This window comes from Pseudovibrio sp. M1P-2-3 (assembly GCF_031501865.1).
Taxonomy (GTDB): Bacteria; Pseudomonadota; Alphaproteobacteria; order Rhizobiales; family Stappiaceae; genus Pseudovibrio; species Pseudovibrio corallicola.
The window spans coordinates 2605879-2623942 of the sequence record NZ_JARRCW010000001.1; the positions used below are offsets into that span (position 1 = coordinate 2605879).

General features: G+C 46.9%; 19 protein-coding genes. 2 read left to right on the forward strand and 17 right to left on the reverse strand.

Going from position 1 to position 18064, the window contains the following annotated elements; all coding sequences use genetic code 11:
• Positions 1 to 25: 25 nt before the first annotated feature.
• The 3 genes from P6574_RS11290 to P6574_RS11300 are packed head-to-tail and all read right to left on the reverse strand — an operon-like array spanning position 26 to position 2604.
• On the reverse strand, positions 26 to 1993 hold the full coding sequence (locus P6574_RS11290) for an alkaline phosphatase D family protein (protein WP_310620381.1): 1968 nt from the start codon (positions 1991 to 1993) through the stop codon (positions 26 to 28).
• On the reverse strand, positions 1980 to 2132 hold the full coding sequence (locus tag P6574_RS11295) for a hypothetical protein (RefSeq protein WP_310620382.1): 153 nt from the start codon (positions 2130 to 2132) through the stop codon (positions 1980 to 1982). Before P6574_RS11295 ends, P6574_RS11290 begins: the two co-directional genes overlap by 14 nt.
• Before the next feature lie 37 nt (positions 2133 to 2169).
• Positions 2170 to 2604 carry a hypothetical protein gene (locus P6574_RS11300; protein WP_310620383.1) on the reverse strand — a complete coding sequence of 145 codons (435 nt, stop codon included), beginning with the start codon at positions 2602 to 2604 and terminating at the stop codon, positions 2170 to 2172.
• Positions 2605 to 2982: 378 nt separating this feature from the next.
• Here P6574_RS11300 and trmFO point away from each other — a divergent pair, with 378 nt between their 5' ends.
• The gene (trmFO, locus tag P6574_RS11305; RefSeq protein WP_310620384.1) at positions 2983 to 4386 is read left to right on the forward strand and encodes a methylenetetrahydrofolate--tRNA-(uracil(54)-C(5))-methyltransferase (FADH(2)-oxidizing) TrmFO; all 1404 of its coding nucleotides are present in this window, start codon (positions 2983 to 2985) and stop codon (positions 4384 to 4386) included.
• Between the two features lie 174 nt (positions 4387 to 4560).
• On the opposite strand, the gene P6574_RS11310 is transcribed toward trmFO, so the two are convergent.
• The 5 genes from P6574_RS11310 to yajC all read right to left on the reverse strand — a co-directional run bounded on the left by P6574_RS11310 (position 4561) and on the right by yajC (position 8877).
• On the reverse strand, positions 4561 to 5433 hold the full coding sequence (locus P6574_RS11310; RefSeq protein ID WP_310620385.1) for a phytoene/squalene synthase family protein: 873 nt from the start codon (positions 5431 to 5433) through the stop codon (positions 4561 to 4563).
• Positions 5434 to 5459: 26 nt separating this feature from the next.
• Positions 5460 to 5858, reverse strand: coding sequence for an Mth938-like domain-containing protein (locus P6574_RS11315; RefSeq protein WP_310620386.1), 399 nt, complete (start codon positions 5856 to 5858; stop codon positions 5460 to 5462).
• Between the two features lie 25 nt (positions 5859 to 5883).
• Positions 5884 to 6834, reverse strand: coding sequence for a protein translocase subunit SecF (gene secF, locus P6574_RS11320; protein WP_310620387.1), 951 nt, complete (start codon positions 6832 to 6834; stop codon positions 5884 to 5886).
• Positions 6835 to 6849: 15 nt separating this feature from the next.
• Positions 6850 to 8457, reverse strand: a complete 1608-nt coding sequence (secD, locus tag P6574_RS11325) for a protein translocase subunit SecD (RefSeq protein WP_310620388.1) — start codon at positions 8455 to 8457, stop codon at positions 6850 to 6852.
• An 81-nt stretch (positions 8458 to 8538) separates the two neighbouring features.
• The gene (gene yajC / locus P6574_RS11330) at positions 8539 to 8877 is read right to left on the reverse strand and encodes a preprotein translocase subunit YajC (RefSeq protein WP_310620389.1); all 339 of its coding nucleotides are present in this window, start codon (positions 8875 to 8877) and stop codon (positions 8539 to 8541) included.
• A gap of 271 nt (positions 8878 to 9148) precedes the next feature.
• On the opposite strand from yajC, the gene P6574_RS11335 reads away from it, so the two are divergent.
• The gene (locus P6574_RS11335; RefSeq protein WP_310620390.1) at positions 9149 to 10042 is read left to right on the forward strand and encodes an ATP-binding protein; all 894 of its coding nucleotides are present in this window, start codon (positions 9149 to 9151) and stop codon (positions 10040 to 10042) included.
• Positions 10043 to 10119: 77 nt separating this feature from the next.
• On the opposite strand, the gene P6574_RS11340 is transcribed toward P6574_RS11335, so the two are convergent.
• The 9 genes from P6574_RS11340 to scpB all read right to left on the reverse strand — a co-directional run bounded on the left by P6574_RS11340 (position 10120) and on the right by scpB (position 18057).
• A complete protein-coding gene (locus P6574_RS11340) occupies positions 10120 to 11394 on the reverse strand; it encodes a peptidoglycan DD-metalloendopeptidase family protein (protein WP_310620391.1) in 1275 nt (424 codons plus the stop codon).
• Positions 11395 to 11694: 300 nt separating this feature from the next.
• A complete protein-coding gene (locus tag P6574_RS11345) occupies positions 11695 to 12387 on the reverse strand; it encodes a protein-L-isoaspartate O-methyltransferase family protein (RefSeq protein ID WP_310620392.1) in 693 nt (230 codons plus the stop codon).
• Positions 12388 to 12453: 66 nt separating this feature from the next.
• The gene (surE, locus tag P6574_RS11350; protein ID WP_310620393.1) at positions 12454 to 13212 is read right to left on the reverse strand and encodes a 5'/3'-nucleotidase SurE; all 759 of its coding nucleotides are present in this window, start codon (positions 13210 to 13212) and stop codon (positions 12454 to 12456) included.
• A gap of 1 nt (position 13213) precedes the next feature.
• A complete protein-coding gene (gene serS / locus P6574_RS11355) occupies positions 13214 to 14488 on the reverse strand; it encodes a serine--tRNA ligase (protein WP_310620394.1) in 1275 nt (424 codons plus the stop codon).
• Positions 14489 to 14551: 63 nt separating this feature from the next.
• Entirely contained in the window at positions 14552 to 15349 is a 798-nt protein-coding gene (gene tatC / locus P6574_RS11360; RefSeq protein ID WP_310620395.1) for a twin-arginine translocase subunit TatC, read from the reverse strand.
• Positions 15349 to 15825, reverse strand: a complete 477-nt coding sequence (gene tatB, locus P6574_RS11365) for a Sec-independent protein translocase protein TatB (RefSeq protein ID WP_310620396.1) — start codon at positions 15823 to 15825, stop codon at positions 15349 to 15351. Before tatB ends, tatC begins: the two co-directional genes overlap by 1 nt.
• Before the next feature lie 93 nt (positions 15826 to 15918).
• A complete protein-coding gene (locus P6574_RS11370) occupies positions 15919 to 16161 on the reverse strand; it encodes a twin-arginine translocase TatA/TatE family subunit (RefSeq protein ID WP_310620397.1) in 243 nt (80 codons plus the stop codon).
• 98 nt (positions 16162 to 16259) lie between these two features.
• Positions 16260 to 17330: an ABC transporter ATP-binding protein gene (locus P6574_RS11375; RefSeq protein ID WP_310620398.1), complete on the reverse strand. Its 1071-nt coding sequence runs from the start codon at positions 17328 to 17330 to the stop codon at positions 16260 to 16262.
• A 109-nt stretch (positions 17331 to 17439) separates the two neighbouring features.
• On the reverse strand, positions 17440 to 18057 hold the full coding sequence (gene scpB / locus P6574_RS11380) for an SMC-Scp complex subunit ScpB (RefSeq protein WP_310620399.1): 618 nt from the start codon (positions 18055 to 18057) through the stop codon (positions 17440 to 17442).
• Positions 18058 to 18064 lie beyond the last annotated feature (7 nt).

Consider the following 18064-nt stretch of genomic DNA (forward strand, 5'->3'; position numbering starts at 1 on the left):
ATTCTACTAATAATTGTAATGCGGTCTAATCCCAACGAGCCTCATTTTCACGTCTCGAAAACTCAACCTCTTCCCCTTTTGCGACCAGTTGGGCAATTTTTATTGGTCCGCCCTTTTTATCAAACTCAATAACTCCGATTCCGCTTTGATTGAGCAATCTTTGTCCATGAGGTGTCCCAACCGGCTTTCGGGGTATGACCCGCATTCTGCGCCTACGTGTAAACCAGTTCAAGGGAGAGCGAGGTGCATAAAGCCATCGGTTCAAGTGATCCAGCCGGTTAAGAAGCTTCTTGGGAAACTCATTTTTAATACCACTACTGCAAACCTGCCATATTGTCGGTCCACCGGAATGCCCCCTCAACTCCACATCGTAAACGAACGAATAATGCACATCGCCAGATAAGATCGTGAACCGTTCTGGAGTTTTTCTATGACGGAATACATTCAAAATACCCTCCGCAGTGCCAGGATGGGCCATCCAGTATTCCGCGTCTACAGCAAGGGGCTTTCCCAAATACGTCATTAGCTTTTGTAGGGTTTCAATGAGCTTCACTCCAAAGATGGGAGCGGCGGAAACCAATAGGACACTTTCCTGCCCCCTCAATTCCCTTTGTAAGTCCGTTATAGCTTCCCAATCCAGCAGGCCTGACGGGTTGTCTCCAGAACGCTCTGAGCGCCACCGGCGGGTTCGTGTATCCAGAACCACAAGAGGCGGCTTTGTAGCCCAATGATAATCCCAGTTTTCAAATGCAAACAAATGCCTCTCAAAATTTGTATGGTCCTGCCCCCCTGGGTTTGCGAGGGAGTGCTGTAAGCCTGATATCTCTGTCATGGAAAAGGCTTCTGGACGGTTTCCCCAACCTTGATGGAGAAAGTAGGCAGCTAGTGCATTTCCAATAATACGGTTTGAAAAGGGATGCCCATACGCTGCGTCCTCCCAATTGCGGTTTAAATTCCAGTCATCCGTAACATCATGATCATCAAAGATCATGGCCACAGGCAAGTGCGCCATAAGTCGGCGTACAGCTGGTAATCCTTCAATAAAGTTTTGTAAGATACCTTGCTCATTTCTGTATAGTTCAAGGTCCGCGGGACTTAACCCCTCAGGTTCATCAGGCGATAAAACTTCCCATGCAGCTGGTGACCAGACTAATAAGTACATACAAAAGAACTCTGCGAGGGTGATCAGATGGTTACGCGCATGAACTGATGTAAAAATTGGCTTTTCGGCACCTTTAAAAAGAACCAAACCAAGTGCTTTTCCAGCTTTAGAATTCGGAAGAAAGCTCTCGCGGTTAAAATAGGTATCTTTATGCTTATATAAGTCAGTACCCGTTATTGGGGCCTTACTGTCCAGCTGAGACAAGTCTTCATCTTCAAAACCAAGCCACTGTATAAGACCGTGAATTGCTCTAAGCACAGGTCCCGCTACATCATCAGCGTAGATCTGGTCACCGCTCATCACCAGAGCCGCAGGCCATTGACAATGTGTTGGCCCTTCTTGAACAACACCATCTACCCTATTTGCAAGATAGTCATCGGCAAGAACCAACCCATCCGTGGAATCGTGATGAGGCTTACGACAGGAGCCGTGGAGCAGGGCTCTAACATTTTGACTAAGGATAAAACCCGGCAACGTCTGCTGTTCGTAACATAAGTCTGGTGCCCAATTGGTGTGATCTTGCCAGCCACCTTCCTGATCATCCTCCAAGAAGAGAGAAAGTCGATAGGCAATCCACTTTTCTGTAGGCAATGCGGCGTCCAACGGCAAATCAATAAGAATATAATAAAGATTTCTACCAGCTGCGATGCAGCAGCCCCCCTCCTCTTCCGGTAAGATTTCATAGACTTGCTCTCGTGCTTCAGTTGGAAACAATTCAATCCGAACCTTTGCCCTTGCGCGAGTGGCGAGCCAAAATGTGAGACGTTTTGGTTGGAGCCTTCTCAATATCGGACCAGCAAGAACAGCGGGAAGACTTTTAGGCTTTGCCATGAAGTGTAAGTGCCTTTTTATAATTTTGAGCCTTGAAGGCATTCTTTATTTTCAAGTTAAAATAAGGTTCACTCTTACTTGGTCTTCCCACAGCAGACATCAAGCCTGCACGCACACGTTTTCTAAGTAACCGCAACATTTTACTGTTTCAGAACGTCTAGGGCACGGCTCATTATTTATTCTAGGTCCGAAGCCTTTATTTTTGACCAAACAGTGAGCAGCATAATATCTGGCGGATTACCGTTTGGTAGCCGCCAGCTATCAATGACATACTTTTGACCAGACATTTTCTCGCGAACAACAGCCGTGGCATGAGGATATTTGCCATCAAAAAAATACCCTCTGGTTTGCGGCCTTTCAACAATATGGTGCCTTAACAAACTCTTGGACTGCAAAAAGACGAGTAAACTTGTCGTATTTGCAGCTTCATCTATACAGTCCATTTGTCCAGGAACCCCAGCATTGTAGATATCCAGTCCACCTAAATCATCTGAAGAACCAATCAATTTGCCAACCCGCTTTTCTTGCCAACTGACTGCATTCGATATTGCTTGCCGCTCCAATTCGGGAGTTTCCCCTCCTTTAGCAAAAATCGTACGCAATTGCGCCATATCGCCTTTTGAAAAATGTACAGAAGAGTGATAAGTGCAGCCGAACCCGTGACATATATAAACTCTGTCCTGCTTGCCTTCCCGCGCGCCCATTTGACCATACCACGCTGCAATTTCTTGTTCTGACGTTATGGAACATCCAGCGCAGCCCAAAGCAAATAAGAGGACTGGCAACCCACTTTTTAGGATTCGATAAGCCAAATAGACCCCGCTCAAACTGGTCAGACTTGGGAATTAATGGAGCCGATGATTGAATGCATCAAGCTCTCAGGGTAAGCAGGAGCCAACTACCTGTATTTTTCATGCGGCTGACGTTTTTTTGCACCACGAAGTATGACGACATGCAGGCCGAAAAGAACATTTAAAATAGGATCTTCTATGACACAAAAGCCTATCCATGTGGTTGGCGGCGGACTAGCCGGAAGTGAAGCAGCTTGGCAGATTGCCCAACGAGGCCTCAACGTTGTACTTCATGAAATGCGCCCACAAAGAAAAACTGATGCGCACAAAAGTGACGGTCTGGCAGAGCTGGTTTGTTCCAACTCATTCCGTTCTGACGATGCTGAAAACAATGCTGTAGGCTTATTGCACGAAGAGTTACGTAATGCTGGCTCTTTGATCATGAAAAGTGCCGATGCAAACAAAGTTCCAGCGGGCAGTGCCCTTGCCGTTGACAGAGATGGGTTTTCCAACAGCGTACAAGCAGCACTTGAAGAGCACCCGAATGTAGAAATTCGCCGAGAAGAAGTTTCTGGCATTCCACCGCAGGAATGGGGAAAAGTCATTCTGGCAACTGGCCCGCTAACCTCTCCCAGCCTAAGTGAAGACATTCTACGGGTTACCGGTGAAGATTCCTTGGCCTTCTTCGATGCAATCGCTCCAATTATCCATACAGACTCCATAAATATGGATGTGGCATGGTTCCAATCGCGCTATGATAAAGTTGGCCCCGGCGGCAATGGTAAGGACTACATCAACTGTCCGTTAGACAAGGAGCAGTATGAAGCATTCATTGATGCTCTTATATCTGGAGAAAAAACGGACTTTAAGGAATGGGAACAAAACACCCCCTACTTCGATGGCTGTCTTCCCATCGAGGTTATGGCAGAAAGAGGCCGAGAAACGCTTCGCCATGGTCCAATGAAACCCATGGGGCTCACCAACGCTCATCAGCCTGATATCAAAGCCTACGCCGTTGTTCAGCTCCGGCAGGACAACGCTCTTGGGACCCTCTACAATATGGTCGGGTTTCAGACAAAGCTGAAATACGGAGCCCAATCCGAAATATTGAAAATGATCCCGGGCTTGGAAAATGCGCAATTTGCGCGCCTTGGTGGACTGCATCGCAACACGTTCTTGAACTCCCCTAAAGTTCTGGACGAAACTCTTCGCCTGAAAGCTGCACCACATATTCGCTTTGCCGGGCAAATTACCGGCTGTGAAGGCTATGTTGAATCCACAGCGATTGGATGCATGACCGGTATTTTTGCGGCACACGAGGCTTTGGAAAAGAGCTTTGATATTCCTCCAGTCACAAGTGCATGTGGAGCGCTTATCGAGCACATTACAGGTGGCCACTTGGTGCATGAGGAAAGCGGCAAACCACGTTCGTTCCAGCCAATGAATATTAATTTTGGCTTACTCCCACCCTTGGACGAAATGCCAAAAGCAGAAGATGGAAAGCGGTTAAGAGGCAAGGACAAATCCCGCGCCAAAAAGCAAGCAATGGCCCGCCGCGGCTTGGAAGATTTCAAAGCGTGGATGTCTGACAAGAGCATCTGATACAAATAAGCCCCGCTGAGACCTCAATTGCACAGCGGGGCAAATTTTTTCGCATACGATATTTACTTTAACTCTTTATACAAAGTCTCAAACAACAAAACCCACGCGACCGCTTCAGCTCATTGTCAGTGCATATATCCCCCCAAAGCTGATACCAGTTTTCAAAGGCCCGTCTTACTTAAGTACTCTTGTCACCTCCTTACGTGACAAAAGCCGGGCTGCATTCCACATAGCCCACTGTCGCTTCAATTCGGGCAGAGGGTGAATAGGATGCAACTTCCCATTTTTAGGCCTCCTAAACCGCTTCCAGTATTGCTGGTTCAGCATCATCGGTAGGAATGCCGGAGCCACCTCTCCTACATTTCCGCTCAAGGATTTAAAGGCTTTGTTCTGATGAAACTCGGCATGCTCCACCATCTCTGCAACGGCAGATTCCAAACGCTCATTATAATCGCCACTAAACAGACGTTCCTGATCAACATTGTTCCGACGCATTACATCCATCGGAATAAACTGCTGGCGGCGACTGGCTTGCCAGGGCAGGGAGACAAGAAGATCTGTAATGCCGTTGGAAACTCCTCCATGCCCGCAGGCTTCACTATAGTTTGACGCCCGCTCATACCCTACAAGAATGATAACTGCCATTTGCATAAGGAGAGACTGCGTTTCTCCAGTATACCCCTCCAAATCCGCTAGTGACGGCATGGGATCGTTGTAGAGGTCGAACTGCCGCGCTTTGATCATGGACTCCAGCGCGGTTGCGGGTAACCCAAATTGATTAATTGCATAAATAAGCTCAGCTGCGACAGGGTTATCCTGCACGCTCCCGTGACTTTGCCCCGAAATAGCATCCAGCCACCATTGCAATCGAACCTCTCCTGGGAGAGGATCCTTCACCATTTCTCGAATGCGGGAAATTTCCAAGTTAAACGCGTAGAGTGCAAATAACCCTCGCCTTTTGTCTTCAGGCGCATACAAACAGCTCAGGTAGCGATCACGATCAATTTTAGTTACCTGCTCCCTGCAATAAGCGCTATTATCGCTCATAGTTTCTTCCAAATTAAATGGGTGACTTATTCAACTGCAAGAATAGCAGCTGCAACTGCCCGGTTTTCATCAAGTAGAACATTGAAAGTACGTACGGCATGGCCTGTCGCCATAACATCAGCCATGATGCCATGTTCACGGAAAACACTACGAATTTCATCGGGCAACGGCACTAAACTCGTACCTGTTCCAATGATGAGAATTTCAATCTCATCACTTTGGTCCAGAACCTGCTGAAAACAATCCAAATTGAAGTCTGTTGAAGACACAAGGTCCCATCCATGCATACCGTCGGGTACACAGATCAGGGATCCCCTGTGCGACATATCGGCAAAGCGAAACCCGCCATTTCCATAGGCTTCAATTGGAGCTCTTTGTGGGAAGTGAGCATCTCTTATAATAGTTTTCTGGCCACGCTTTGCCACTTTTACATCCTCGTTATGCGACCTCTTAAGCGGCCGCCCCGCCTTGTTTATGGTCCCCATTTTCCGACGACTTATCGAATGCAGAACGGCGCAAACGCATCAGCAACAGCAAAGGAGCTGCTAAGAAGATGGAGGAGTAAGTTCCAATGACCACACCAAAGATCATCGCCAAGACAAACGACCTGATAACTTCACCGCCGAATATCGCTAGCGCAAAGAGTGCCAGCAAGGTAGTGAAAGACGTCATTGTTGTACGGGACAATGTCTCGTTGATCGAACGATCAAGCAGATCTTCCAAAGTCATCTTTTTATAGCGGCGCATATTTTCACGAATGCGATCATAAACCACCACCGTATCATTCAATGAATAACCGATGATCGTCAGCACTGCAGCTATACTGGATAACGAGAAGTCTAATTGCAGGATCACAAATAGACCAGCTGTCAGCAAAATATCGTTAAACGTGGTGATGATGGCACCCAAAGCAAACTGCCATTCGAAGCGAAACCAGATGTAAAACATTATGAGAACGAGTGACGACACTACTGCCGTTACTCCAGAAACCGCTAACTCACCAGACACTCTGGGTCCAACAACTTCCGTACGCCGTATCTCAACATTATCTGACAGTACAGATTTCACTTTATCAAGAACCAGTTGTTCTTGACCGCCACCTTCACCCTGCTGTTCTATACGAATAAGAACATCAGAAGGATTTCCAAATTCTTGAACTTGAACGTCTCCCAAGTCCAACTGACTTAGGTCCGCTCGAATCTGTGAGATATCGGCGGGACCATTCGTTGTTTTAATTTCGATTAAGGTTCCACCTTCAAAATCGACACCAAAATTCAGTCCAATTGTGAAGAACATAGCAACAGCTGCAATGGCCATTACAACAGCTGCGGGAAAAGTTATCCGTCGCCATTTCATAAACCGGAAGTTAGTTTTCTCCGGAACAAGTCTTAGAAGTTTCATCGTAGCCTCTCCGGATTAAATCGGTAGTTGTGTCATTTTACGACGGCGCACCCAAACTGAAATCAAGAAACGGGAAACCGTAAATGCCGAGAAAACAGTAGAGAAGATACCGATCATCAAGGTCACTGCGAAGCCTTTTACAGGGCCAGAACCAATCATGAACAAAATAACAGCTACAATCAATGTAGTGATATTTGCATCAAGGATTGTCCCCAGTGCCCGGCTGTAGCCAGCGTCGATGGCACCAATTGCAGAACGCCCTGCCCGCTTTTCTTCACGAATTCGTTCGAAAATCAAAACATTGGCATCAACAGCCATACCAATAGTTAGAACAATCCCAGCAATACCTGGAAGTGTGAGGGTTGCCTGCAATGTCGTCAGCGCCCCAAACAACAAAAACACGTTTGTTATTAGAGCGAGGTTTGCAATCACGCCAAAGCTGCCATAAGCGGCAATCATGAAGATAATAACTAGAACTGCAGCAACTACGGAGGCAAACTTACCGGCATCAATTGAATCTTGACCGAGACCCGGACCAATAGACCGCTCCTCCAATACATTCAAACGGGCAGGTAAGGCACCGGCACGCATGAGAACGGCAAGATCATCGGCTGATTGAACTGTAAAGTTTCCCGATATTTGACCTGAGCCGCCAGTAATTGGCTCATTAATAGAGGGTGCTGTAATAACCTCATTATCCAAAACAATTGCAAATTGCTTGTTTACATTTTTCCGCGTGACATCAGCAAAAGTCCTTGCTCCTGCCGTATTAAAGCGAAAGCTCACCACCGGTTCATTTGTGCGCTGGTCAAAGCTTACCTGAGCATCCTGAAGGTCTTCTCCAGTTAGCAAAGGTGTAGAATCCAGTAAATAGGGTGTTTGACCGTCCGTGCCATAAACCACTTCCGTTCCTGCCGGTGGCCTACTTTGGAGTGCTTGCGTGGGAGACATAGCATAGTCAACCAAATGGAACGTCAACTGAGCTGTCTGCCCGATTAGATCTTTGAGTCTTTGAGGATTACTTTCACCTGGAGCCTCCACCAAAATCCGATCACTGCCTTGCCGTTGGATACTAGGCTCTGTCGTTCCGAGCTCGTCCACGCGGCGTCGGATCACTTCGATAGATTGTTTTACAACGGATGAAAGGCGCTGATTTAAGCCATCCTCTGTGAATGTGAAGCGGAAAAGTCCGTCTCCCAAGTCTTCCAGTTGATACTCATTAACGGGCTGCCCAGCAAAAACTCCCGTATTTAGCGGATTAAGCAAACCAGAAAGACGCTGTTGCGCTTCATCAATACGGGCAGCATCACGAATGCGAACCTGAACGCTATCCCCTTTGGCACTAAGCCCCGTATACCCAATGCGAGGCTTGTCACGCAACGCATTACGAACGCTGCCTGTCAACGTACGTAACTGCTTGTTCTTGTAATCTGCCTCATCAATCTCATACAGCAGATAAGCACCGCCTTGAAGGTCCAACCCTAGAACCACTTGTTTCTTAGGTAACCAGTCCGGCCAAGATTGGACAACGGATTGGGGAAAGAAGTTTGGAAGTGTTGCTAGCACACCACTTAAAACTACGAGGGAGATCAGGATGATCTTCCAACGTGCAAAATACAGCATAGTTGCTCTGCCCATTTCAGATCTACCCGCGTGGAAAAGTATTCTCTACGCGAGCAGATGTAAGAAAGTTAAAATAAAAGCTTACTTGCCTTCTTTTACAGGTTCAGTTTTAGACCTGACTTCTTGAATCATGGAGCGTACGAGGCGAATGCGAGTGCCCTCTGAAATTTCAACCTGCACTTCACTCTCGTCTACGACTTTGGAAACTTTACCAATTAGTCCACCTGAGGTGACAACAGTATCGCCGCGGCGAACATTATTAACCATCTCTTGATGGCTCTTCGCCCGCTGACGTTGTGGACGGATGATTAAAAACCACATGATCACAAAAATCAGGACAAATGGCAAAAACTGCATAACCATTGTAGTCGGGTCACTGCTTCCAGCAGCAGATTGCGCGAACGCAGGTGTGATAAACATTTAGTTCTCCTTGAGCCCCTTCTGGAATTTACAGCATGGGCAATTTAGGCCAATAATCGGGTGAAACACCTGTTCAACCTTAAAACCGTGGCTTGGCGCTGGACTATACAAGTCATCCCACCGTTTTCAAGGGATTGCCGTCAATACAAACACTTTCCCCAAGTGTCTTGAAAAAGACAGAGGCGTAATCCCCTTGATCTGCATAGTCGAATAACTACAATCTCTGGTCAACAGCTCTACAGTCAACTGTTATTTAGGTATGAAGGTATCAATGACCAGCCCCTTGCAATCAGATAAAACGTTTAAAGAGCTTATTACAAAGCTGAATAAACTGGTGGATTTAGCAATACTGGCTTTACCCACTAAACCCAAGGCTCCAATATTTTCCGAATGCAATGCCTTTTTGTGGATGAAATCAGATCATTCTCTGAAAAGCATTCCAAATGTTAATCAAACTCCTATTGACCTCTTATGTGCAGTAGAGCACTGCAAAACGCAGCTTTTAGCCAACACCACGCGCTTTGCAAACGGATATTCAGCTAATAATGTTTTACTTTGGGGCGCCAGAGGCATGGGGAAATCCTCCCTAATTAAAGCGTGCCATACCCATATAAATCAAACACTCTCGTGCTCTTCCACTAACCAGCTTTTAAAGCTGGTGGAAATTCACCGTGAGGATATTGAGGACCTTCCAATTCTCATGGACCTTCTTCGCTCATCACCCTATCGGTTTATAGTTTTTTGCGATGACCTGTCTTTCGATGGTGAAGATAGTAGTTACAAAAGCCTGAAAGCCGCGTTGGAAGGCGGAATTGAAGGGCGACCAGAGAATGTCCTATTCTATGCGACATCAAATCGACGTCACCTTATTCCACGTGACATGATCGAAAATGAACGCTCAACCGCCATTCATCCCTCAGAGGCTATTGAGGAAAAAATCTCCCTTTCAGACCGTTTTGGCCTATGGATTGGTTTTCATAACTGTTCACAGGAAGATTATCTCCAAATGGTCTCCACTTACGCCAACCATTTTGGCCTAGACTATGATGCATCCGCCCTGAAACAGGAAGCGTTAGAGTGGTCAATTACCCGCGGTTCACGTTCAGGGCGCGTGGCATGGCAGTTTATTCAGGACCTTGCTGGTCGCTTGGAAGTAAAACTTTAACAAATGTTTGGGAACCATCTACTGATTAATTAAAGCGCGCTGCGTTCATTTTCATTCACGCCCAGCGCTCTAACTCGCTAAGACTGCGGCAGATGCAACATTGGATCGACCGGACGATTATCCTTCCGTAACTCAAAGTGCAATTGTGGCTGAGTTACCGAGCCAGTTGCTCCGGTCGTGGCAATTACCTGCCCCCTCTTAACAATATCACCACGCCGGACAGAAAGATCCTTGTTGTGGGCATAAGCAGATACCCACCCATCTGCATGTCGAATTAAGATCAGGTTTCCAAAGCCCTTCAGCTCATTTCCAGCATAAACGATCGACCCTGCTTCCACGGCTTTGACTTGTGTACCTTCTGGAACCGCAAGATTAATACCATCATTCTTCGATCCTCCAGGTTTGGGTCCAAACTCAGATATGATCCGGCCCCTCACCGGCCAGCGGAAGTACTTCTCCCCTTTGGAGGTATTAGTGGTATTCAAATCTTCACTTTTCTTAGCTTCTTGAGCCAAGATAGGAGCTTTAGGTTCGATTGAGGCAACTACAACCTCTTTTACAGTCTCGCTTTGAGGTTTCTCAGTAACGATAACTTCAGGAGTACTGTGCGTTGCCAGTGGAGTTGGGGCCGTAGTTTGAGTTACTTCAGAAACAGGCACTGCTATAATTGGACTGGTATCATAGGAGATACTCTTTGGCTGCGGCAGCAGGCTAACAAAGGCAAGTTGCTGTGTGCCTAGCGAGACCTGTTTTTTCGGTTTGGCGCTGGGAGTAATGCGAACAGCATTTTGCCTCAGTCCGTCATAAACTGGCAGTTGCTTCGTCTGTACTGCTGCTGGGCGAACATAAACCGGTGTTGTTTGGGGTATACTGTCAGTAACAATTGGCCGAGCACCGCCAATAGGTGCTGGCGGTAAGGTTACAACAGCAACGTCAACTTCATTCGCGCTACTTTTGGTTTGTTCTGGCAAAATTTGAGCTTGGAGCGGTGCTGACGCTGTTTTGGGGATATGTGGTGCATTTCGAACGACCCTCCCCTCGGAATTTGCGTTATAAACAGGCGCCTTAGGCTCTGCTCGCACTGGAATGACTATCGTATCATTTGGTTGAATTGCGGACGGAACTGTTACCCTGTTCACCATCATTAAAGCATCAACAGGCACGTTATATTTATAGGAGAGAGTATAAACGTTCTCTTCCGGCCCAACCCGCACAGTCTGGCCTCCAACAGAGGTCCAGCCGGAATTCTGTTGAGGCGATTTAGTGAGACGCGCCGGAACTCTATCTCCTGCGAGAGGATTCAACGCTGTTCTTTCAACAGGGGCGTAACTCAACTGCGTACTTTCATCCATTGTTGCTCTGGGAGGAAGTTTTACAGCAGGTTCTGAGCTTGAATTTTGCTCAAGGGTATTGTCAGCATACAGAACAGTCCTATGACCATACGGGTCATTGGTTTCACCAAAGCGATTTAGATCAGAGCTACACGCTGTTAGAGCACTAACCACGACGGCGCTACAAATCACATTAAGACTGCTAGATTCAAAAAGTTTTCTATGACGTACCATGGAGCCCGACCCGAAATACAAGGGTATTGGAGTATAAAATATCAAGAAGAAGATTGATAATTACTTAAAAACAACATTCAACTCTGTCTAAAGTTTAACAGCTGTGCCCGGAGTTAAGGAAATAAACCGAAATTTACCCAAGTGCTCCTCCTGCAAATTCTCCCCCTCTTTCTCATAGGCAATCAAACTGCACATATGCTCCTCATCTTTTATTGGTGCGATTAAACGCCCGCCATAAGAAAGCCGCCCAAATAGAAAATCAGGTACGCGCTCCACAGCCCCATTGAGCAAAATACGATCATAAATCGTATCATCATCTTCAAAGGAAGGCATTTGGCTAAGACCATCTCCCTGAACAATCTTGACATTAGAAAGCTTACAGGCGTCCACACGGTCCCGTGCGAGCAAAACAAGGGACTTGTACCGCTCCATGCTCAAAATCGATCCTGCAATGCAAGAAAGTACCGCTGTCTGGTAGCCAGAGCCCGTTCCAATTTCCAAAAGACTATGATTGTTACCTAACTTCAAAAATGCAGCAGTTTTCCCGATTGTTGAAGGGGCTGTACTCATCTGCCCGCAATCAATAGGAAAGGCGCGGTCTTCATAAAGATACCTTTGCTGGGAGGCATTTAGAAATAGCTTTCGCGGGACATTTTCCAGAGCTTTTAGCACATTGCGATCAAGCACGCCGGCTGTACGAAGTCCCATTATCCACCCTGCACGAGCAGTGCGCTCTTGCGTCTCTTCACTTTCATACTGATCGACTAAAGCATCCATCATTCTGTGCCCTGCAAAGTAAGAATGTTCCTGCCCTTTTACAAACCTGTGCAAAAGGGCAGAATAAAGTCAACTCAGTGCGCTTTCCAAGTCAGAGATAACTTCTCGCGCCGTTAGATTCAAATGAAGCGGTGTTACCGAGATATACCCCTCCTTGAGAGCGAGAATATCCGTCCCTTCATCCGCTTTGGGCGGCTTATCAGTAAACGCTAGCCAATGATAAGGATTTCCACGGCCATCCTTACGCGAATCCACGTACATCGCATCTGTTCCACGCTGGCCTTGCGACACCACGCGCATACCACGAACCATATCAGCTGCAACCGCTGGAAAGTTCACATTCAGCAAAACACCCTCCGGCAAGTCAAATTTGAGCAGCTCACGCAAAACACCCGAGCCATGAGCTTCCGCTGTAGAGTAGTCAGGACCTTCATCTACGCCCCATCTGTAGTGCTGGGAAAGCGCAATTGAGCGCACTCCCAACAATGTCCCTTCCATAGCACCTGCGACTGTTCCAGAGTAGGTTACATCATCTGCAATATTACAGCCTTTATTGATGCCGGAAAGCACCAGATCGGGCGGTGTATCCATTAGGCTGCGAATACCCATAATCACGCAATCTGTAGGCGTTCCGCGCAAGGCATAGCGCTTCTCACTTACCTTTCGCAAACGCAAAGGGTCGTTGAGAGTTAATGAGTGTGCGACTCCACTCTGGTCCGTTTCCGGAGCAACAATCCACACATCATCAGAGATTGTGCGGGCAATACGCTCAAGAACTTCAATACCCTCTGCGTGAATGCCATCATCATTCGTGATCAGGATACGCATACTATTTAAGAACCTCTAGTCCACCCATATAAGAACGAAGGGCCTCAGGAACTGTAATAGAACCATCCTCATTCTGATAATTTTCTAAAACCGCAATGAGGCAACGCCCAACAGCAAGACCTGACCCGTTGAGAGTGTGCACGAATTTCAGGCTCTTTTCACCCTCAATTCTATAACGTGCATTCATTCGGCGCCCCTGGAACTCGCCACAAACTGAACAAGAAGAAATTTCGCGATAGCTATTTTGCCCGGGCAACCATACTTCAATATCATAGGTTTTACGGGCACCAAATCCCATATCCCCAGCACACAAAGTCATTGTTCTAAAATGTAGGTTTAACTTCTTGAGAACATTTTCAGCGCATTCACGCATGCGTTCAAGCTCAGCAAGTGAGTTATCCTCATCCGTAATGGATACCATTTCACATTTCTGGAACTGGTGTTGGCGAAGCATTCCAGCCACATCACGGCCAGCAGAACCTGCTTCTGAACGGAAGCAATATGTTAGCCCTGTCATACGGATTGGTAGCTGGCTTTCCTCAACAATTTCACCTGCGACAAGGTTTGTAAGAGGAACTTCTGCGGTTGGAATAAGCCAGTGACCTTCTCGTGTTTTGAACGATTCCTCTGAAAACTTAGGAAGCTGACCCGTTCCATGCATTGCATCATCACGAACCAATAATGGAGGAGATACTTCTGTGTACCCATGCTCATCTGTGTGCATATCAATCATGAACTGACCCAGAGCACGCTCTAGACGGGCAATTTTGTCTTTAAGAACCACAAAACGAGACCCTGACAGTTTAGCAGCTGCCTCAAAGTCCATCTGCTTCAAGTCCTTACCAAGTTCGAAGTGCTCCTTAGGTTCAAATGCCATCTCAGGCTTTTCACCGTAGACATGAAGTAGAACGTTATCATTCTCATCCTCGCCCTCGGGAACATCATCCAGAGGCAAGTTGGGGATAACGCACAGTGCTTCTTCCAATGCAGCACTTAAACGGCGCTCTTCTTCTTCTCCATTTTGGATAAAGGCTTTGATTTCGGCGACTTCCTTCATCAGCGCTTGCGCCCCGTCCTCATCACCGCTGGCTTTCGCCTTGCCTATTTCCTTGGATGCCGAGTTGCGACGTTGCTGAGCTTCTTGAAGTTTAGTGACATGAGAGCGACGTGCATCGTCCAGCTTTACAAGAGCCGCTGCATGCGGCTCTACACCACGCTTGGCGAGAGCTTTATCAAAGCTCTCCTGATTGTCACGAATCCATCTGATATCGAGCATTATACTGAATCCCAGCAAGTCATAATTTAAGGGCCTTGGAACCCAGCGATACTAAGAGAGATATTAATTTGAAGCTTCCTCAGCCTCTGTACCTTCACTTAATGCCCGCTTTTGCTCCACAAGCCGAACACAATAGATGGAGACTTCGTAGAGAAGCAAAGTGGGAAGTGCAAGACCGATCTGAGAAATTGGGTCTGGGGGTGTTAAAATTGCAGCAGCGGCGAATGCACCCACAACTGCATATTTTCGCTTCAACTTAAGAGCGTCCGCGCTTACTATGCCCGCCCTACCGAGTAGGGTAAGAACGACAGGCAACTGAAATACCAGCCCAAAGGCAAAAATTAGCACCATAATCAAGCTGAGATATTCACTCACGCGAGGTAGAAGGTGAATTGCAGCCTGCCCGTTGCCTCCCTCTTGTTCCATGGACAGGAAAAATCCCATTGCCATTGGCATTACGAGAAAATAGACAAGTGCAGCCCCCATCAAAAACAAAATTGGAGTTGCTACTAAATATGGAAGAAACGCTTTGCGTTCATGTTTGTAAAGGCCGGGCGCAACAAACATATAGATCTGATTGGCGACCACTGGAAATGAAATAAACAATGCCCCAAACAGTGCCAGTTTCATTTGCGTAAAGAAATACTCTTGTGGCGCAGTAAAAATCAGCTCGATTGTCTTTCCTTCTCCCCCTGCCCGCTCATAGGGCCAGATAAGGATGTTAAAAACATCCGAAGCAAAGATAAAACAAACAACAAAGCACACCGCAAGGGCGATAACCGACTTGACCAGCCTTGCTCGCAACTCGATTAAATGGTCGATTAACGGAGCTCTGGATTCTTCAATTTCATTATCGCTCATCAGTCTTGAACTCCGCGAGACTTCTGGGTGCCTTCTTTCAAGGCGGTACTGCTAGGCAAATCGGTTTTGTCTAATGAAGGCTTTTGCTTAGAACTGTCATGTTTGGCCGGTTCTTTCAGTAGGGACACAGGCTTTTCTTGATCTTTGGACTGAGAAGAACTTGTACTCACCTCATCAGAGCTATCCATTGCTTTTTGCAGACCGCTCTGCTCCTCTGCCAAAGATTTCTTCAAATCTCCAAGAGGGTCAAAGTTCTGCGCAGCGTCAGCTTGTCGGCGCATTTCGTCGATTCCAACCTGTTGCTCCGCTTCTTTTATTGCCTCATTAAACGTGGATTGAAACTCTCCGGCCATTTTACGTACACTGCTAATAGTCCGCCCCAGAGTACGCAGCATTCCTGGCAACTCCTTTGGCCCGACCACAATGATCGCAACAACAGCAACTAAAAGAAGCTCAGTCCAAGATATATCAAACATTCATCCCGCCATTGAATTGACCATCACCCGTTATCAGGAGGGAGCTTCTGCTCCCTCTGTACAAACTATTGAAATAGAGACAACAGGTCAGAACTACTTTTCACTTTTCTCAGCTGTCTTTTGGGAAGACATAACATCAGCAGGCTTATGATCGATCACTTTCGCATCATCATCCTTTTTTTCGCCTTCTGAAGCAGGTTCTTCCTTCAACCCTTTTTTGAAGCTATTGATGCCTTTCGCAACATCACCCATCAAATCGGAGATTTTTCCACGACCGAAAAGTAAAACTATAACAACCGCAATAATAACGATTTGCCAAATTCCAATTGAACCCATGCGTTGAACTCCTGTTGTGGCACGTATGACCAAGGCCTGCCGCATTGACTAAATATGGGCACACCTATTCCTTAACATCTCAGTACCACGATATGATGTTAAGATTCCTGATTAAACACAAAAAGATCGGAGGGATTAATGCTAATTGACACTTCGTCCCCTACTAAATATTTTAAAATTTTTGGTGTACGCACTCGTAGAGCTTGCTCCGTCCCTTCCATTTCTACTGTGAGAAGGTCCATATCCCCTGCCAGTCGCCGTTCCTTAATAACGCCCTTACCTATTGGATTATCTGTATTAATTTCCAAGTGATGCGGGCGGATACATACCGTTACGGAGCCAACCATACACTGCCACCTGTCATTTTTAGGAATTTTCCAAAAGCCGCAATCGATATATTCCTTATGCGCTATGGCAGAAACCTCATTTAGTGGAGAGAAGAATCGTGCTGTAAACAAATCGCGCGGATGAAAATAAATGGCTTCTGGAGCACCTTCCTGAACCACGCGCCCTTGGCGCATCAAGGCAATGCGATCACCAACCAGAAGGGCTTCCTCAGGATCATGTGTTACAACAATAGCAGAGGCACCTTGAGCCCGAATAGCAGAAAGGGTTGCGTGGCGCACATTGTCGCGTAGTCTGCTGTCCAACCCGGAAAAGGGCTCATCCATTAACAAAGTATGCGGCTTAGGAGCCATTGCCCGAGCTAGAGCCACGCGTTGTTGTTCCCCGCCAGATAAGTTATGGGGAAAGCTGTCGATATGCCTTTCGAGCCCAACTTTCTCCAATGCGTCGATACCCACCCGTCCGGCTTCTGCACGTTCCAAGTGGGACAACCCAAACAATACATTGTCTAAAATAGATAGATGGGGAAATAAGGCATAGTCTTGAAACATTAAGCCGATCCCGCGCTGTTCAGGGGGAAGGCTTATATTGCCATCACAGACGACACGTCCATTAATGGAAACCGCTCCAGACTTCCCTTTTACAACACCGGCTGCAATCCGTAGTAAAGTTGTCTTGCCACACCCGGAGTGCCCCAGCAAACACAGAACTTCGCCTGCAGCAACGCTTAACGACACTCCTTCAACCGCACTTAACCCTCCATAAGAGTGGTAAATATTGTCAAACTTTAAGCGGGGTGTGCTTTGTCCATATTTTTTTGTCATGTTTTCGGGGTCAGTAATTTTAGTATACGGGCTCTATGTGTAACCACATCCACACCAACGACATACAAACTAGCAGCAGCCTCATCTATACCGTTTGGGGTGTAGTCCTTCACAAAGCCCCCTCCTCTTCATTTACATGCAGCGCACCATAATCCAGCCCAAAGGAAACGCGGGATCCGGTGGAAATGCCGTGATCGAGCAAACCCGCCCCTTTCATTTCCTCCACTCCTGGAAGATCGTCAATGCTCTCTAACCCGAAATGATCAAGAAATTCAAGCGTAGTACCATAAGTGACCGGGCGGCCTGGTACTTTACGTCTTCCTTTAAGTTTTACCCAGCCAGTTTGAAGCAAAAGATCAAGCGTTCCTTTAGAAGTAGAAACGCCTCTAATATCCTCGATTTCCGTACGCGTTACTGGCTGGTGGAACGCGATTATAGCAAGCGTTTCCATTGCTGCTCGAGAAAGACGTCTCATCTCAGTCACGTTTTTCTGCATAAGATGACTTAAGTCATCGGCAGTACGAAATGCCCAATGGTCTTCCATTCTGACGAGCTGAACACCACGCTCTTCATAGAAGATCTGTAACTCAAGGAGTACTTTCTTTAGTTGCTTAGAGGGGATAGTCAACCGCTCAGCCAGCTCAGCCTGACTTAACGGCTCACTTGCAGCAAACAGTAGAGCTTCAACAGCACGAACAAGTTCTTTTTCAGAATTCAGGTCTAGCATTTTGACA

What these genes read in the sequence shown, in the direction of transcription:
- P6574_RS11290 (WP_310620381.1), bottom strand. Translation starts at nt 1,993, where the DNA reads ATGGCAAAGCCTAAAAGTCTTCCCGCTGTTCTTGCTGGTCCGATATTG.
- P6574_RS11295 (WP_310620382.1), bottom strand. Translation starts at nt 2,132, where the DNA reads ATGTTGCGGTTACTTAGAAAACGTGTGCGTGCAGGCTTGATGTCTGCT.
- P6574_RS11300 (WP_310620383.1), bottom strand. Translation starts at nt 2,604, where the DNA reads ATGGCGCAATTGCGTACGATTTTTGCTAAAGGAGGGGAAACTCCCGAA.
- trmFO (WP_310620384.1), top strand. Translation starts at nt 2,983, where the DNA reads ATGACACAAAAGCCTATCCATGTGGTTGGCGGCGGACTAGCCGGAAGT.
- P6574_RS11310 (WP_310620385.1), bottom strand. Translation starts at nt 5,433, where the DNA reads ATGAGCGATAATAGCGCTTATTGCAGGGAGCAGGTAACTAAAATTGAT.
- secF (WP_310620387.1), bottom strand. Translation starts at nt 6,834, where the DNA reads ATGAAACTTCTAAGACTTGTTCCGGAGAAAACTAACTTCCGGTTTATG.
- secD (WP_310620388.1), bottom strand. Translation starts at nt 8,457, where the DNA reads ATGCTGTATTTTGCACGTTGGAAGATCATCCTGATCTCCCTCGTAGTT.
- yajC (WP_310620389.1), bottom strand. Translation starts at nt 8,877, where the DNA reads ATGTTTATCACACCTGCGTTCGCGCAATCTGCTGCTGGAAGCAGTGAC.
- P6574_RS11335 (WP_310620390.1), top strand. Translation starts at nt 9,149, where the DNA reads ATGACCAGCCCCTTGCAATCAGATAAAACGTTTAAAGAGCTTATTACA.
- P6574_RS11340 (WP_310620391.1), bottom strand. Translation starts at nt 11,394, where the DNA reads ATGGATGAAAGTACGCAGTTGAGTTACGCCCCTGTTGAAAGAACAGCG.
- P6574_RS11345 (WP_310620392.1), bottom strand. Translation starts at nt 12,387, where the DNA reads ATGATGGATGCTTTAGTCGATCAGTATGAAAGTGAAGAGACGCAAGAG.
- surE (WP_310620393.1), bottom strand. Translation starts at nt 13,212, where the DNA reads ATGCGTATCCTGATCACGAATGATGATGGCATTCACGCAGAGGGTATT.
- serS (WP_310620394.1), bottom strand. Translation starts at nt 14,488, where the DNA reads ATGCTCGATATCAGATGGATTCGTGACAATCAGGAGAGCTTTGATAAA.
- tatC (WP_310620395.1), bottom strand. Translation starts at nt 15,349, where the DNA reads ATGAGCGATAATGAAATTGAAGAATCCAGAGCTCCGTTAATCGACCAT.
- tatB (WP_310620396.1), bottom strand. Translation starts at nt 15,825, where the DNA reads ATGTTTGATATATCTTGGACTGAGCTTCTTTTAGTTGCTGTTGTTGCG.
- P6574_RS11370 (WP_310620397.1), bottom strand. Translation starts at nt 16,161, where the DNA reads ATGGGTTCAATTGGAATTTGGCAAATCGTTATTATTGCGGTTGTTATA.
- P6574_RS11375 (WP_310620398.1), bottom strand. Translation starts at nt 17,330, where the DNA reads ATGACAAAAAAATATGGACAAAGCACACCCCGCTTAAAGTTTGACAAT.
- scpB (WP_310620399.1), bottom strand. Translation starts at nt 18,057, where the DNA reads ATGCTAGACCTGAATTCTGAAAAAGAACTTGTTCGTGCTGTTGAAGCT.